Here is a 14,321-nt window from a genome sequence, read left to right on the forward strand (position 1 = left end):
AGTGGAAAATGTAGAGAGTTATATTTATTTTTATAATTACAAAAGGATTCATTCAGCTATTGGGTATTTAACCCCAGCAGAAAAGATGGCTGAATTGAAAAAAGTGGCTTGAAATGTGTCCAAGTTGATTAGAACATTACAAAGTTATTCCAATAAAGAATACAAAATTATTGGGCTTAAATTTTATAACCACGAAAACGAAAACGAATTTAAACAGGAATTGGAGGGCATTTATGTCATATAGTATTTTTAGCAAGGAAGTGAGTGATACATTAACCGAGCCAATGTTTTTTGGTCATAGCGTAAATGTGGCGCGTTTTGATAAGCAAAAGTTTGAAATGTTCGAAAAATTGACAGAAAAACAACTGTCGTTTTTTTGGCGACCTGAAGAGATTGATGTTTCTAAGGATAAAATAGATTTTTCTAAATTATTGCCTAATGAAAAACACATTTTTATTTCCAATTTACAATACCAAATTTTGCTTGATTCTGTGCAAGGTAGAAGCCCTAGTATTGCTTTTTTGCCGATTGTTTCCTTGCCAGAATTAGAAAACTGGATTGAAACTTGGTCGTTTTCTGAGACAATTCATTCTCGTTCTTATACGCATATTATTCGTGCCATTGTGAATGAGCCGGGTGTGGTGTTTGATGATATTATGAAAACCGATGAAATTATTAAGCGTGCTGAGAGCGTCTCTAAGCACTACGATGAGTTAATTAAATGCACTCAGGCGTATTTATTACACGGCACAGGTAAAGCCATTATTCAAGAAACTGAAGTTAGCATTGACCTATACTGCTTAAAAAGACAGCTTTACCTCACTATTATGTCGGTCAATATCCTCGAGGCAGTGCGATTCTATGTGAGCTTTGCCTGTTCATTTGCCTTTGCCGAGCGCAAAGTGATGGAGGGTAATGCTAAGATTATCAAAATGATTGCCCGTGATGAGGCGCTACACCTTACAGGCACTCAGCATATGCTTAATTTGATGCGTGAGGGTAAGGACGATCCTGATATGCAGAAAATCGCCAAAGAATGCGAGGGCGAAGTCATTACTATGTTTAGAGAAGCCTGTGAGCAAGAAAAAGACTGGACAGAATATTTATTCCGTGATGGCTCGATGATTGGCTTAAATGCAGAAATTCTGAAACAATACTTAGAATACATCACCAATATACGCATGAGAGCCTTAAATCTAACCCCTATATTTGGTGAACGCACCAATCCTCTGCCTTGGATTAACCATTGGTTGGATTCTGACAATGTGCAAGTCGCCCCACAAGAAACCGAAATCACCTCGTATTTGGTCAGTGCGATTGATAACACGCTTGATGAACAAGATGCCGATTTTAACGGTTTTGAATTGTGATAAATGTTTAGAATTGATGTTGATAATATCAATGGTAAAACTGAGTCGCTATATGTCTATGGCGAGCATTCCATTCTTACCGAGCTTGAGCAACACAATGTGCTTATTAACCATTCGTGTCGTCAAGGACATTGTGGCAGTTGTGTATTACAGCTTTTATCTGGTAATGTTACCCATAAAGACTGCTTAGTACCACTTTCCCAAGGGGAAATCTTAGCCTGCCGCGCCATGCCAATTACCGATATTAAAATCGGATCAAGAAACCAGTCTTTACTTTTTTAGATAAGCTAACACTGCATCTGCATTGCCATTAAATACCACTCTATCCATTTTTTTCTGAATTTGATAGTTGTACATTGGGTCGTAATAATCTACTAATAATATCTCTACTACTGGGTAAAAATAAGATGAATCGTTTTGTTGATAATGCAAAAGTGCATTATTGAGCATTTTAAGCAAAGCTTTGTAACGCTCTAGTCCTAAGCGTTTTTGAATTTTTTCTAGACTTCTTAGCCAATAATTGGCAAAATTATCAAAACCATTAACCCTGTCTTTTGCAATAAAATCGCTGTGCATATTGATAACATAGGCGTCCATGCTAACCGTTAGGCGCTCTTCAATACTGGCTTCGAGTAGGATTAAGTCAGCTTGTTTGGTTTTGGTTTGAATACAGTCGGGAATATGTACTGTGCCAATATTTGAACCCTCATCTTCAAATACAAGTTGCAAGTAATGCTGTTGTTTAATTAACTGGACAGCTAACGCATTTTCAAAATCAATTTGTGGTGGTTGCTTTGTGGTGGTGTTGCCAAAAGCCGAACCACGATGGTTGGCCAAACCCTCTAGGTCGATTTTATGATTTATTTGATTTAACAGCAATGTCTTTCCACAGCCCGTTTGCCCGCCAATAACAATCGGGGTAATGTTGTGCATTATTCTGGCAGTTTCGTCAATTAAAAAGCGGCGAAGTGCCTTATAACCACCTTTAATGCGAGGGTAGTTAATATTTGAAGCCTCATGAATCCATTGTTGGCTGATTTGACTACGCAGTCCACCACGAAAACAATAAAGTGCACCATTGGGGTTGTTTTGAATAAACTCTAACCATGCACTTATGCGCGCATCTTTAATTTTACCTTGCACTAGTTTATGCCCCAGTACGATGGCCTTTTCTTGCCCTTGATTTTTATAACAAGTGCCCACTAACTTCCGGTCTTTATCACTCATGAGTGGCAGATTTTTCGACTGCGGAAAAGCACCCTGTGCGAATTCAATCGGCGCTCTAGTGTCAATTAAAGGCATATCTTCAGCAAATAGACGAGAGAAATCGGTGATTTGTGGTGTCATCCTTTAAACAGTTCCCGGCTCGGGACATTTTGTCCCGAGCCGGGAACTGGTGTTGATTTGCACGATAGGTTTATTGCTGTTGCTTGCTGTAATTTCACCCATTGCTTCTAAATCAAAACCTGCTTTGTTCATTGTTTGATGAAATTCAGATTCTGCGTCTGTAGATACCATTATTAACAAGCCGCCACTGGTCTGTGGGTCACAAATAATGGATTGCACTTCGCTACCCATTGCGCTGAGGTGGTGTCCATAACTCTCAAAATTGCGTTGTGCACCACCGGGTGAGCAACCATTGGCTAAATAACTTTTGATATTTGGCAGTATTGGCACTTTATTATATTCAATGATTGCGGATACTTTAGAGCCCAAGCAAACTTCTGATAAATGTCCACCTAATCCAAAGCCAGTAACATCGGTCATGGCATTAATACCCTTGATACTGGCTAATTTGGCGCCAATATCGTTGAGTTGACACATAATATCCGTGGCGCATTTTTCATCTTCGGGCGTGATTTTCTTTTGTTTTTGTGCAGTAGTTAAAATGCCAATGCCTAAGGGTTTGGTAAGGTATATCTTGTCCCCTACTTTGGCAGTTGAATTTCTTTTTAGATGTTCAATCGCTACTTTACCCGTTACTGCCAAACCAAAAATTGGCTCAGGCGAGTCAATACTATGTCCACCTGCAAGCATCATCCCTGCCGCTTGGCACACGCTACGACCACCTTCAATAACCCGTTGCCCTACTTCGGCAGGCAATTTATCCAACGGCCAGCCAAAAATAGCAATTGCCATCAATGGCACACCACCCATCGCATACACATCACTAATCGCATTAGTCGCAGCAATTCTCCCAAAAGTAAATGGGTCGTCAACAATTGGCATAAAAAAGTCGGTAGTGCTAATAACCGCTTCGCCATTGCCCAGATCATACACGGCGGCATCATCACGGGAATGGTTGCTCACTAGCAAATTAGGGTCAATAATTTCATCAATAGATGAAACTAAAATCTTATCCAAAATTTTGGGTGATATTTTGCAACCACATCCTTGTCCGTGACTATATTCAGTAAGTTTAATCATAGTAACATTATAATAGTAAATTTAAAATTTTCTTGCCCAGAAAATCAAGCAAGACTTATTTAGAAGTTACCTGATTGAATAAGTGTCATTATGGCTTTTTTGTTAATTTTGTGTGTTTCGCCTTTGTAAAGATTGGCCTCTAATTGTTGCAGTATAGGATCGAGTTCGCTTAAATTAAGGGGTAGCAGCAAGTCAAACAAAGCTTTATCGCCTTTGCTAGATTTGATTTGTTTGATTAAATCTTGATTTTTTGCCGGCTTTTGCCTGTTGTTAAGTTTTATACTTAAAAAACTGATAAGTGCACCGATGACAAGCCCTAGTAAGAGGTAATAATATTTTAATTTATTATTGACTGGTGTTTTATTGTCGGGTTTTACAAGGGTTTCGGTTGTTGCTATGACAGGACTGGCTTTATCGACTTGAATGTTAATAGGTTGGGTGTTAATGGTTTTTTTGGTTTGGGTTGTTTTGTCAAAATAATTAAGTTTTAGGCTGGGTATGACGAAACTTTGCCCACCAATAATGGCAAATTTTTGCTGCCAATCCTTGTAACTGGTAACCGCATCATCACTGTAAATAGTAGTATTATCAATCTCAATTTTAAAAGCTTCAATATCTTCAAAATTACCTTTGCCAACGATACTTACTGTTAAATTAACGGCTTCCCCTTGCTTAACTTGAGTTTTGTCAACAATAGCCTTGAAGTTAAAATTACCAAAAATTCTGAGTGCATCTGGCAGGGGTTTTACGGTTAATGTTAAGGCGTTTGAAAATACTTTTTTCTGATTTTGCCTTTGCCTTGTGTCAAAAAAATTACTAAAAATACCGTTATTTTGATTGCCAATAGTGGCAACCAAACTTGGGATATGAATGGTGCCAAAATTGTTTGCACTAACTTTGTAACTCAATGTTTGAACATGATAGTTTTCATCAGGAGTGCGTATTACTTTGTTATTTTTGATAAACAACAAATCTTTTGAATCGGGCGTGGAAAGAGAGATTTGATTGATAAGTGGCAAGGATTTTTTTGCTTTAAAAGTAATGTTTAAATTAACAGTATCACCTAAAAAAAATGTTGTTCTGTCCATCTCAATTTGCAAAATATAATCATCCCCTGCTTTAGCTTTGCTTGGCTTTTTAAAGGTTATTTTTATGGGTTGAGTGGTTTGCTTGACACCATCTACTGTTAGTGTGTAGGCTGGAATTTGTAAGCTTTTTAAAGGTTTAAAAGCATAGGATTTACTATTTTTTATAGTGCGTCTATTGTTAACAATACTAATTCTTTGAGAATTATTTGTGTTTAAAACAGGGTATCCTGCAATATTGCTAATCACAGGAAACACAGCTTCGCCGCTATCAGCATTCAAAGTTAAAACAATGACTTTTCCCGGATAAAACCATGTCTGATTAACATTGGCTGAACTGAGTGCAAAAATTGGGGTGCTAAGTAGTAAAAATAAACTACCAAAGATTTTTTTTATCATCATCGTTATTATTCTGTTTATTGAGTGGAATAAGCAAGGTTCTAAGGTCTTTATTAAGAGACTTTTCCCATCGCTGCTGTTTAATGGCATCCAATTTTTTCTCTTGTTGCCGCTGTTCTTTTTTACTGTCTTTTTTGTCTTTATCTTTGCGTTTCTTGCTATTTTTCTTACTGTTCTGTTGTTGCTTTTCTTGCTCTTTGCCTTTTTTCTGTTTTTTATTATCTTTGCTATTCTTGGCTTGTTCGTTCTTTTTTCGTTTGGCCTTTTGTTGTTTTAACATTTTTAAATTAAACAAGGCATCTTTATCTTGTTTTAATTTTAACGCCTCTGTGTAACTGTCAATAGCTTCATCAATCTTTTTTAATTTAGCGTAAGTATTGCCAGTATTATACAAACGATTAAAATCCAAATCTTTTTGTTTAACGCTTTGATATTTTTCCAGTGCTTTCTCGTATAAACCTTGTTTGTAAAGGCTATTTGCTTGGTTTAGCTGTGCAGCGTCATTGTTAATATCAGCAAACTTTTCCGTAGCCACTTTATAGTCTTGCTTTTGATAAGCGTTATTGGCTTGCTCAATGTGCAAAAAATCCAGCAATCCTGCCTCTACATTCATTGACAATAATACAAAAAAAATAAATTTCATGGTTTTCTAGGTAAGGAAAAAAATGCGAAAAATAACAATGCCAAAGCAAGTAACAAGGGGTAATAAAACAATTGACGCTTTTGATTAATTTTCATATCCTTGCTGTTGTTATGCCGATTAAAAGTATTGATAAAATTTGATAGGTCGTTATTATTTAAGGAATATTTTAAATATTTCCCGTGCGTTTGGGTCGCTAATGTTCTAATATTTGGATTCTCCCTAACATGGACAATATTTTTGTTTTGGTCTTTCAAAAGCCCATTTTCAGTGCGAATACTGCCCCCACTCTTGCTGGCAATATCAAAAATAAAAATTTGTAGATTTTGCTCTATTGCATACGCAATTTCCCCTTCAAAGCTACTGTCATCACCGCCATCGGTCAGCAGTAATATTTGCTTGTTTTCTGTCTTATCTATCAAATCATTGGCGGCTTGCAATAAATTGAGTATATTGGTGCCTTTTAGGTTGATACTACCTGTATGTAAATTTTTAATTAAGAACTCAAGACTGGAAAAATCGTCTGTTAAAGGAGAAACTAAAAAAGTTTGACTGGTGAACCCTAAAACCGCAACACGCCAGCCATTGATTTTATTCAGATTGTGCAGCAGTTTGTTTTTTGCAAATTCAAAGCGACTTGGATAAATATCATTTGCCAACATAGAGTGTGACATATCAATCGCTACCACCAAATTACTCAAGTGTTTTTTTATCTTAACTTCGCCCTTGTCAAGGGTCGGTTGACTCAACGCCAATAAAATCAAGATAATAGATAATAACAGTAATTTAAGGCGTGTTTTTAGACGCATTCCATGTTTGTCTAAACTGATTTTTTCCAGCACTTCAGGTGCAAACAAAGCCTCAAGGTTATTCTTCTTGTGGTGAATAAAAAACCACAACATAGCCACTGGAATGAGAGCGTAAAGTAATTCTATTTGTTCAAAATCCATGTGTTTCTCTGCCAAAAATAAAGGAATAAAAGTATTAACGCCAAACTTAGGGGGTAGTGAAAATAATAGGTTTTCTTTTCATATTTATTGATATTTATTTTGCTTTTTTCTAATTGATTGATTTGTGCATAAATGTCTTTTATGCCTTGAGCACTATTGGCTGAAAAGAATTCAGCACCTGTCTCTTGTGCAATTTCTCTCAAAACTTCAGCATTAAAATCTCTTGCATTGCCAATGGCAATTGTATAAACCTTTATTTTGTTGCTTTTTGCACGCTTAATTGCCACTTCAAGTGGCACACTGTCTGTGTTATTTTTACCATCCGTAAGTAAAATGGCAATTTTTTCTTTAGATTGAGAGTCTTTAAAAAGTTTTGAACTCAAAAATAGGGCTTCATAAAGTGCTGTTTTTTGCTTTCCAGCAACGCCTACCTCAATATGACTGAGTATTTTGATAATGCTTTTTTTGTCATAAGTCAATGGAATGGCAGTATAAGCAAAATCTGCAAAAATACTCAGTGCTAATTTATCGGTTTTACGCTGTTTAATGAATTCCACAACAATCTCTTTTACAATAGAAAACTTGTTGTTTTGTTGCATTGATCCAGAGGCATCTAAAATTAATGAGATTTCGTAACCTTCGCTGTTGTCCAGTATTATATCTTTAGTTGTAACTGGGCTGGCAAGGGCAACAATAACCAAACTGAGGGTTAAAAATTTAAGTGCATTGCTTAACAATTGTTTGGATTTTACGACAGTTTTTAAACCCTCACTGTGTGGAAAATAAATAGAGAGTTTTTTCTCTTGACAGAAAAACAAACAAATAAATGCAACAATAATGGAGGCTAGCACATAGGGATATTCAAAACTAAACACAAAGAAACCCCTTGATTTGTTCAATTAAATTTTGTTCTAATTGCTCAACTTTTTCTTTGTATTTATAAGCTAATAATGCCGTATTAATTTGTTCAAAATCTGTCATATTACTATCATTCACCAATGCACCAGCATAACGACTGAATGTATAGGCCGTGGCTTTGCTGTCGTTAAAATCAAGGTTTTTAAGTATTTTGAGTGCCTTTCTTTTTTTGTCATTGCGACGCTTTAATTGAATTTTTTTCCAGCCAAAATAACCTGCAACTAGCACCATTAACAAGACAACAAAAAGCACAATAAGCAGATAAATAAAGGAATTATCTGCAATAGTAACAAGCGGTTTAATGTCTTTTAAAGTATCCATAATTATTGTTTTGAGTGCCTTTTCCTCACTTTAAAATCTGTGAAAGTTTAACAAAAACATCGTCATTGGTGTAAATTTTACCAACATTGATTTTATGTTGAGCAAAATGCAAATAACGCTTGTCGTCCTCAATTTTTAATTGAGATTGGTATTTTTTTGCTAATTTTTTATCAAAATTCACTTCAATATTACTGTTGTTTTGTGCATTTTTTAAACTTAATTCTGTGCCGAAAAGCGGTAACTCTTCTAATGGGTCACGCACCAGTATTGCATTTATTTGGTTTTTATGGGCAATCATACTGTAATCACTGGACTGGTAAAAATCACCAATCACAAAAACCAATGATTTTGCTTGTTGAACCAAGTAGGTGCTCAATGCCTCAGGATTTATCTGTATTTTTAACAAGTCAAAATTTAGCAATGCTTCAGTTGCTACCAGCAAACTGCCCATATTATCAAGTTGAAAAACTTGCTGTTCATTGTTAAAGAAAAACACCAATTTTGTCTGATTTTTTTGTTGTATAGAGGAATAGGCCAAATGTGCAACAATCTCAGCAATCAACTCGTTTTTCAGTCGCACAGAACCAAAATGTAGACTGCTGGAAAGCATTACGCAAATTACCACATTAATTTGCCTGTCCTCGTTAAAAACATTGGTTTGCAATTCACCAGTTTTGCCACTGGCAGAAAAATTTATTTTGCGAATGTCATCGCCTGCCTGATAGGGGCGAATTTCACAAAAATCCAAACCATCGCCTCGCATTTTTGACAAATGCTCGGCTGATTTTTGAGTGAAAACATTCTTTTTAACACGCAACAATATTTCTTGTGCTGACATCATAAGAGAACCACCGTATTATCACCACGCAATTTGAGAGATGCAAGAATTAGCATTTCATTCACCCAAAAACGAGCAGAACTGCCGTTGATTTGTCGCAAAATAGTCATCATTTTTCTATAAATCATAAATACTGTATTCTAGTGTCTTTAAGCATATTTAAATAATTGTTCACTTCTTCTTTATCATCTTGAGACCTTTGCATAAATATGAATAATCATCAAAAATCCACTTTTCACCCGCTTGGCGATTTTTTAAACCCAGCCTTAGCCCTGCTAGGACAAGGTTTAAGAAAATCACCAATCTGGCAAAAATTGAATTTTGCTAATCATCCCTATTTATGCAAAGGTCTCATCTTATTTTGTGCTTGGTAATTTATGGCACCTGAATCGCCTCAAGTATTTGCTTAATAATTGCTTTGACACTCATATTTTCAGCCTGTGCTTGATAACTTAAAACAATTCTATGTTGCAACACTTCTGTTACCACGCTGGCAATGTCAAGCGGTGTAACAAAATCATTGCCCCGTATTAACGCCTTGGCACAACTGGCTTTGTATAAATCGATACTCGCTCTTGGACTGGCACCAAACTCAATATAATGTTTGATTGAATCCAAGCCATAATCTTGCGGGTAGCGTGTTGCAAAAATGATTTTTAACATATAATTTTGCACTGCATCATCCACATGAATCTTCTCAAACTGTTGTCGCATTTTAACAATATCCGCCATATCTGCCACTTGCTCAACCTGCTCAAAGCCATTAATAGCAACCCGCCTAACCACTTCTAATTCTTCATCTAGTGTATTGTAATCAAGCACTGTTTTTAGCATAAAGCGGTCAAGTTGTGCCTCTGGTAACTGATAAGTCCCCTCTTGTTCTACTGGGTTTTGGGTTGCCATAACCAAAAAAGGCTGCTCAAGTTTAAAACTTTCATCAGCAATGGTTACCTGTCTTTCTGCCATTACCTCAAGTAATGCTGCTTGCACTTTAGCAGGTGCGCGATTGATTTCATCAGCCAGTAATAAATTGGTAAAAATCGGTCCCTTTTTAACGCTAAATTCACCTGTTTTTGGATTATAAATTTGCGCCCCTGTTAAATCACTGGGTAACAAATCTGGCGTAAACTGAATGCGTTTAAATTGAATTCCCAAAGCTTTGGATAAAGTATTAATTGCCGTGGTTTTTGCCAACCCTGGCACGCTTTCAACCAAGATATGTCCGCCAGCAATGAGTCCAATTAATAAATGGTCAACCAGGTCTTCCTGTCCAATAATTACTTTTTGTATTTCTGTTTTAAGTGTTTTTATCACAATGTATATGCCTTTTCTAATTTTTCATAAAATTGTTCAGGAGTTAGGTCAGGGTAATCTTCCATAATTCTAAAAGCTACCACATTGTCTTCAACGCCACTCCATAATTTGATATAAGTACCCTCTTTATAACCGTGTTCTTGTCTAAAAGTGTTAAGCTGATTTTTAACCAAATAACGCTTATAAAGTTCTGCTACATCCATGTTCATTGTCGCCAGTGCCTTGAAAAAAAGCCCTGTAATTTCATATAAAGCATTTTGTGATTTATCAACATTAGCACTGGCGGCAATGGCGAGCATTCTTTCTAAAATTTCCACAGTGAGTTCTGGATTAATCTCTCTTTCAGGCTGCATATCAGCGTAAGCCTCAGCAAATTTAGTATCGCCAAAGTGAATTGCCTCGGACATAATAAAATGCCAAATATCCACCAGTTCAACTTTGGCATTATCTAAATCTGGCTCGCCTTCAATATTTTTCCAGTGCTTCCAATTAAACGAGTCAATCGCCTCAGCGGCTTCCATATAAATACACCGCAACCATGAAATTTGTCGCCCTTCTTTGGTAGCGCCTTCAGTCCAAATAAGTCCATTAGTAGCGTCGTTAAGTTTCTGTTGAAGCTCAAACATTTGCTTGATTTGGTTCATAAAAATTTTCGTCTAAAATAAATTGGGTGAGTTATTATAATCAATAAGCAATCATTGAATTATCAATTTTTTTTGCCCAAGCATCAATGCCCCCTTGTAAATTGATAATACACTCAAAGCCAATAGAATCAAAATAGCGAGCAACTTGCATAGAGCGAATACCGTGATGACAAATAACAACAGTTTCTTGCGTTTTGTCTAATTGCTCAATATTGCTCATAATTTGCCCCATTGGTAACAGTGTTGAGTTTTTAAAATGGCATTTATCCCACTCCCATTGTTCACGCACATCCAGAAGTAAAGGTTGATTGTTTTTTAAATAATCATTGAGTTCGGTAGCAGACAAATCTTTCATTGTAGTTGTATCCTAGCGCCCCATGGAATGACTTCTTTGCCTTTTACCAGCCACATAACAGGGTAATTAGGCTCAATTTCAGGGAATTTACCCTTGGCATCAGTAAAGTAAATTAACACATCGCAAACCCTATCTTGTGCATTAATATAATCAAACACAGGGTTAAAATTAGTGCCCTTGCCCCCGCCTAAAGAGGCAGGAAACTGCAATGCATCCCAAGCCTCAAAACGCCAAGGCGAATGCTCAGAAAGTTTATCATCACAGGCAATTAGAGTAATGCTGGCACGCAAATTGGCTTTAATGGCATTCACTTCCGAGACAAACTCATCCACTTCTTCTTGTGAAATGGAGCCAGAAGTGTCAATTGCGACAGTGATGTCTATTTGATGGGATTTAAGTGCAGGCAAAATTGCCTCCCCGCTCCTGCGTGATGGACGAGAATAGCTGAAATCATCTCGTGCAAGTGCTGACATATATTGTGCTAACAACGATTGCCATGAGACTTGAGGCTGTAAAAAGAAATCAACCAATTTGGCAAATTCGCCATCTAATTTGCCCGCTTGTTGAGCGATTTGTGCACTTGAAGCAAGATTTTTTTGCCATTGAGTGGCCAGTTTTTCAATCTCATCAGGACGCAAAATAGCAGGTTGTTGCGCCAAGGAAGAGGCACCGCCCTGCTCACCTTCGTTTGCCTTACTTTGGGGTTTGGGCTCTTGTTGTAATTGATCTTCACGCATACCCCCATCTGATTGCTTAGAATCGTCATTCGCTTGGTCATCGTATAAATGCTGATCCATCGGCTCCTGATTAAGGTTGTCATCAATCATTGGGTAAATTTCTTCAGCAATCATACCTGCATATTGTTGAAAAATCGGCACATCAATCGGCGGATGAAAGCCCTCTTTAACCAGCAATGGATTGATAGCAAAATCACAAGCCAAATCCCACTTATGCTTGGTGCGATTACCTCGGCGGGCAAAATGAGTTAACGCACAATGCAAAGCCTCGTGAATTAAAACAAACTTAATTTGGTGTTTGTTAAGTGAATCGATAAACTCAGGATTGTAATAAAAACTTTTGGCATCTGTAGCACTGGTTTTACACCACGAATCTGCTGCCACTAACGGCAAACGCAACACCAAATTACCCAAAAAAGGCCTATCCAAAATCAACTGCGTGCGTGCCTTAGTCAATTTGTTTTTAATGCCCTCTAAATCACTGTCGCTCAATAGGTTTTCTTGCGTTGATTGCACAATATCTTCACCAACTACCCTAACCTTTTCTTCGGGTGTAAGTGATTTATCTTGCCATGTTGGATATGTGTCCATTAGCTAAACTCTGTTAGGGCAGACACGCCCTTATAATCTAAATAAAACAAAGGTAAGGCACTTAATACGGCTACCTCTTTATTTGGGTCAATGTGTTTTTTTAATTGAGCATTAAAAATATCGTGTTGTTCAATCACACTATTAGGATTTTGACACCGTCCATTCACTAAAAAATTGGCTTTTTTAAGGTGCTTACTAACTAAATTCATAAAGTCATTCAAAGGTAATTCTGTTAATTCTTTAAGGCTTAACATGCAATTTCTATTTTTTTTGATGTTGACAGACAAGAGTTTAAGAAAAACATACAGATATTGACGCTCTTGTTTTTCTTCATAGAACAAAACCATAGTCCTTATTCCTTGTGAGGCGATATCAAAAAAAACTAACAAGGTTATCGCCTCTAAAGTCAAAAACTATTTTTTCTTCCCTTCTTTAACAGATTGAGGGTTAAACCGATAGTCGCTAGCAGTAAAATCAAATGTTAGTGTTTTGTTAAAATTGGTAACGCTAAATTTTTCTAACATAATTATTTCTTGTATAAATTTAAGGGTCATTCTACCCTAAAAACAAAATACCGTTAAAAAAATACGGATGACCCCATATGTTTTTGTGACTGATTTTTAAAGTCTTTGGTGGGATTCAATTTTTGTCAACTTGATGAATTTCTACCCCTTGTTACTGGATTTAAAAAAATACTTCAATTTATGTAAAAGTTTCACACATAAAACGCTAAAATACTTCAAATGGAAAAAAACAACAAGCAAAAAAAAGAGGGATATCGACCTTTTAGGCGAGCAACAGCATATAAAAAATGCTGAATATTACAACAATAAAGGCGTGTATTTTATCAATAAAAAGCGTTATGACAAGGCACAACAATGTTTTGAAAAAGCTCTTTTACTTGATCCAAATCATACATATGCACACAGCAATATAGGTCAATTATTTCAAGAAAAAAAGTGTTTCAAAGAAGCGCAACAACACTTTGAAAAAGTTTTGTCACTTGATCCAGAGCAAGTGAATTCGAGGTGGAATTTGTCCTTGATACAATTGACTCTAGGTAATTTTAGCCAAGGCTGGGAAAACCATGAGGCTCGCTACCATAAGAGACCTTTGCATAAATATGAATAATCATCAAAAATTCACTTTTCACCCGCTTGGCAATTTTTTAAACCCAGCCTTAACCCTGCTAGGACAAGGTTTAAGAAAATCACCAATCTGGCAAAAATTGAATTTTGCTAATCATCCCTATTTATGCAAAGGTCTCCATAAGAATAAACAAAACTGGAAAGTTACCCCACTTAACATTACCATTCCTCATTATCAAGGAGAAGGTGTTAGGGGTAAAAATCTACTTATTTGTTTTGAACAAGGCTTCGGCGATTCAATTCAATGTATTCGGTTTTTACCTTTGTTAAAAACCCAAAAAGGCGTTAAAGATATTATTTTGGTCTGCCAAGCACCACTTAAAAAACTCTTTTCAAGCATAACTTGTATTGACCATCTGCTTGATGAGAATGAGTTTAAAAAAGCTGAAATTCATGGCATTGATCATTGGATGTTTATCATGAGTCTACCCTTATGTTTTAATGTTACGCTAGAAACTGTAATGATCTAACTTTCTTAGACACAAAGATAGCCTTATAATACAAAAAATAAGGAGGTCAAAATGACGCAAATAATAAAAACCAGAAAAGAGAGAATAAATCTAACAATTGAGCAAAAATTAGAC

At 36.4% G+C, this 14,321-nt stretch carries 20 protein-coding genes; 6 read left to right on the forward strand and 14 right to left on the reverse strand.

Annotation, left to right across the window (positions count from 1 at the left end):
- From CRYPD_RS05555 to CRYPD_RS05565, 3 genes are all read left to right on the forward strand, one after another.
- The coding region (locus CRYPD_RS05555; protein WP_171004249.1) for an IS3 family transposase at nucleotides 1-112 on the forward strand (112 nt) is incomplete at its 5' end.
- Between the two features lie 121 nt (nucleotides 113-233).
- Entirely contained in the window at nucleotides 234-1,370 is a 1,137-nt protein-coding gene (nrdB, locus tag CRYPD_RS05560) for a class Ia ribonucleoside-diphosphate reductase subunit beta (RefSeq protein ID WP_138146608.1), read from the forward strand.
- A gap of 3 nt (nucleotides 1,371-1,373) precedes the next feature.
- Nucleotides 1,374-1,652 (forward strand): 2Fe-2S iron-sulfur cluster-binding protein, encoded by a 279-nt coding sequence (locus CRYPD_RS05565; RefSeq protein WP_138146609.1) that lies wholly within the window; start codon nucleotides 1,374-1,376, stop codon nucleotides 1,650-1,652.
- Here CRYPD_RS05565 and mnmH read toward each other — a convergent pair.
- The 9 genes from mnmH to CRYPD_RS08370 are packed head-to-tail and all read right to left on the reverse strand — an operon-like array spanning nucleotide 1,641 to nucleotide 9,076.
- On the reverse strand, nucleotides 1,641-2,717 hold the full coding sequence (mnmH, locus tag CRYPD_RS05570) for a tRNA 2-selenouridine(34) synthase MnmH (RefSeq protein WP_138146610.1): 1,077 nt from the start codon (nucleotides 2,715-2,717) through the stop codon (nucleotides 1,641-1,643). The two genes, CRYPD_RS05565 and mnmH, sit on opposite strands and share 12 nt — an antisense overlap.
- Before the next feature lie 3 nt (nucleotides 2,718-2,720).
- Nucleotides 2,721-3,797 carry a selenide, water dikinase SelD gene (selD, locus tag CRYPD_RS05575; protein WP_138146611.1) on the reverse strand — a complete coding sequence of 359 codons (1,077 nt, stop codon included), beginning with the start codon at nucleotides 3,795-3,797 and terminating at the stop codon, nucleotides 2,721-2,723.
- A 59-nt stretch (nucleotides 3,798-3,856) separates the two neighbouring features.
- A complete protein-coding gene (locus CRYPD_RS05580) occupies nucleotides 3,857-5,284 on the reverse strand; it encodes a BatD family protein (protein WP_212743995.1) in 1,428 nt (475 codons plus the stop codon).
- A complete protein-coding gene (locus CRYPD_RS05585; RefSeq protein WP_138146613.1) occupies nucleotides 5,259-5,924 on the reverse strand; it encodes a tetratricopeptide repeat protein in 666 nt (221 codons plus the stop codon). The genes CRYPD_RS05580 and CRYPD_RS05585 overlap by 26 nt, the downstream gene beginning before the upstream one ends.
- Nucleotides 5,921-6,871 (reverse strand): vWA domain-containing protein, encoded by a 951-nt coding sequence (locus CRYPD_RS05590; RefSeq protein ID WP_138146614.1) that lies wholly within the window; start codon nucleotides 6,869-6,871, stop codon nucleotides 5,921-5,923. Before CRYPD_RS05590 ends, CRYPD_RS05585 begins: the two co-directional genes overlap by 4 nt.
- On the reverse strand, nucleotides 6,853-7,746 hold the full coding sequence (locus tag CRYPD_RS05595; protein ID WP_138146615.1) for a vWA domain-containing protein: 894 nt from the start codon (nucleotides 7,744-7,746) through the stop codon (nucleotides 6,853-6,855). Before CRYPD_RS05595 ends, CRYPD_RS05590 begins: the two co-directional genes overlap by 19 nt.
- Nucleotides 7,739-8,110, reverse strand: coding sequence for a hypothetical protein (locus CRYPD_RS05600; RefSeq protein WP_138146616.1), 372 nt, complete (start codon nucleotides 8,108-8,110; stop codon nucleotides 7,739-7,741). Before CRYPD_RS05600 ends, CRYPD_RS05595 begins: the two co-directional genes overlap by 8 nt.
- A 25-nt stretch (nucleotides 8,111-8,135) precedes the next feature.
- Entirely contained in the window at nucleotides 8,136-8,951 is an 816-nt protein-coding gene (locus CRYPD_RS05605; protein ID WP_138146617.1) for a DUF58 domain-containing protein, read from the reverse strand.
- Nucleotides 8,948-9,076: a hypothetical protein gene (locus CRYPD_RS08370; RefSeq protein ID WP_280178676.1), complete on the reverse strand. Its 129-nt coding sequence runs from the start codon at nucleotides 9,074-9,076 to the stop codon at nucleotides 8,948-8,950. Before CRYPD_RS08370 ends, CRYPD_RS05605 begins: the two co-directional genes overlap by 4 nt.
- A gap of 81 nt (nucleotides 9,077-9,157) precedes the next feature.
- Between CRYPD_RS08370 and CRYPD_RS08060 the strand changes: the two genes are divergently transcribed.
- A complete protein-coding gene (locus tag CRYPD_RS08060) occupies nucleotides 9,158-9,322 on the forward strand; it encodes a hypothetical protein (protein WP_171004352.1) in 165 nt (54 codons plus the stop codon).
- 1 nt (nucleotide 9,323) lies between these two features.
- Here the strand turns inward: CRYPD_RS08060 and CRYPD_RS05610 are convergent, their stop codons facing one another.
- From CRYPD_RS05610 to CRYPD_RS08065, 5 genes are read right to left on the reverse strand one after another with little or no spacing between them, the layout of a single operon-like run.
- Nucleotides 9,324-10,262 carry an AAA family ATPase gene (locus CRYPD_RS05610; protein ID WP_180337476.1) on the reverse strand — a complete coding sequence of 313 codons (939 nt, stop codon included), beginning with the start codon at nucleotides 10,260-10,262 and terminating at the stop codon, nucleotides 9,324-9,326.
- On the reverse strand, nucleotides 10,259-10,906 hold the full coding sequence (locus tag CRYPD_RS05615) for a dUTP diphosphatase (RefSeq protein WP_138146619.1): 648 nt from the start codon (nucleotides 10,904-10,906) through the stop codon (nucleotides 10,259-10,261). The genes CRYPD_RS05610 and CRYPD_RS05615 overlap by 4 nt, the downstream gene beginning before the upstream one ends.
- 40 nt (nucleotides 10,907-10,946) lie before the next feature.
- Nucleotides 10,947-11,261: a rhodanese-like domain-containing protein gene (locus tag CRYPD_RS05620; protein ID WP_138146620.1), complete on the reverse strand. Its 315-nt coding sequence runs from the start codon at nucleotides 11,259-11,261 to the stop codon at nucleotides 10,947-10,949.
- Nucleotides 11,258-12,589, reverse strand: a complete 1,332-nt coding sequence (locus CRYPD_RS05625) for a vWA domain-containing protein (RefSeq protein ID WP_138146621.1) — start codon at nucleotides 12,587-12,589, stop codon at nucleotides 11,258-11,260. The genes CRYPD_RS05620 and CRYPD_RS05625 overlap by 4 nt, the downstream gene beginning before the upstream one ends.
- Nucleotides 12,589-12,843 (reverse strand): hypothetical protein, encoded by a 255-nt coding sequence (locus CRYPD_RS08065; RefSeq protein WP_212743996.1) that lies wholly within the window; start codon nucleotides 12,841-12,843, stop codon nucleotides 12,589-12,591. Before CRYPD_RS08065 ends, CRYPD_RS05625 begins: the two co-directional genes overlap by 1 nt.
- 418 nt (nucleotides 12,844-13,261) lie before the next feature.
- Between CRYPD_RS08065 and CRYPD_RS05635 the strand changes: the two genes are divergently transcribed.
- Entirely contained in the window at nucleotides 13,262-13,720 is a 459-nt protein-coding gene (locus tag CRYPD_RS05635; protein WP_171004354.1) for a tetratricopeptide repeat protein, read from the forward strand.
- Nucleotides 13,713-14,207, forward strand: coding sequence for a hypothetical protein (locus CRYPD_RS05640; protein ID WP_138146624.1), 495 nt, complete (start codon nucleotides 13,713-13,715; stop codon nucleotides 14,205-14,207). Before CRYPD_RS05635 ends, CRYPD_RS05640 begins: the two co-directional genes overlap by 8 nt.
- Nucleotides 14,208-14,321: the final 114 nt, after the last annotated feature.

It is taken from the genome of Bathymodiolus heckerae thiotrophic gill symbiont (assembly GCF_900180345.1).
Lineage (GTDB): Bacteria > Pseudomonadota > Gammaproteobacteria > PS1 > Pseudothioglobaceae > Thiodubiliella.

Excerpts from the sequence above, each read along its gene's own strand:
- CRYPD_RS08065 (WP_212743996.1), bottom strand. The coding sequence starts at position 12,843 with ATGTTAAGCCTTAAAGAATTAACAGAATTACCTTTGAATGACTTTATG.
- CRYPD_RS08370 (WP_280178676.1), bottom strand. The coding sequence starts at position 9,076 with ATGATTTATAGAAAAATGATGACTATTTTGCGACAAATCAACGGCAGT.
- selD (WP_138146611.1), bottom strand. The coding sequence starts at position 3,797 with ATGATTAAACTTACTGAATATAGTCACGGACAAGGATGTGGTTGCAAA.
- CRYPD_RS05585 (WP_138146613.1), bottom strand. The coding sequence starts at position 5,924 with ATGAAATTTATTTTTTTTGTATTATTGTCAATGAATGTAGAGGCAGGA.
- CRYPD_RS08060 (WP_171004352.1), top strand. The coding sequence starts at position 9,158 with ATGAATAATCATCAAAAATCCACTTTTCACCCGCTTGGCGATTTTTTA.
- CRYPD_RS05615 (WP_138146619.1), bottom strand. The coding sequence starts at position 10,906 with ATGAACCAAATCAAGCAAATGTTTGAGCTTCAACAGAAACTTAACGAC.
- nrdB (WP_138146608.1), top strand. The coding sequence starts at position 234 with ATGTCATATAGTATTTTTAGCAAGGAAGTGAGTGATACATTAACCGAG.
- CRYPD_RS05605 (WP_138146617.1), bottom strand. The coding sequence starts at position 8,951 with ATGATGTCAGCACAAGAAATATTGTTGCGTGTTAAAAAGAATGTTTTC.
- mnmH (WP_138146610.1), bottom strand. The coding sequence starts at position 2,717 with ATGACACCACAAATCACCGATTTCTCTCGTCTATTTGCTGAAGATATG.
- CRYPD_RS05590 (WP_138146614.1), bottom strand. The coding sequence starts at position 6,871 with ATGGATTTTGAACAAATAGAATTACTTTACGCTCTCATTCCAGTGGCT.
- CRYPD_RS05565 (WP_138146609.1), top strand. The coding sequence starts at position 1,374 with ATGTTTAGAATTGATGTTGATAATATCAATGGTAAAACTGAGTCGCTA.
- CRYPD_RS05580 (WP_212743995.1), bottom strand. The coding sequence starts at position 5,284 with ATGATGATAAAAAAAATCTTTGGTAGTTTATTTTTACTACTTAGCACC.
- CRYPD_RS05640 (WP_138146624.1), top strand. The coding sequence starts at position 13,713 with ATGAATAATCATCAAAAATTCACTTTTCACCCGCTTGGCAATTTTTTA.
- CRYPD_RS05600 (WP_138146616.1), bottom strand. The coding sequence starts at position 8,110 with ATGGATACTTTAAAAGACATTAAACCGCTTGTTACTATTGCAGATAAT.
- CRYPD_RS05620 (WP_138146620.1), bottom strand. The coding sequence starts at position 11,261 with ATGAAAGATTTGTCTGCTACCGAACTCAATGATTATTTAAAAAACAAT.
- CRYPD_RS05625 (WP_138146621.1), bottom strand. The coding sequence starts at position 12,589 with ATGGACACATATCCAACATGGCAAGATAAATCACTTACACCCGAAGAA.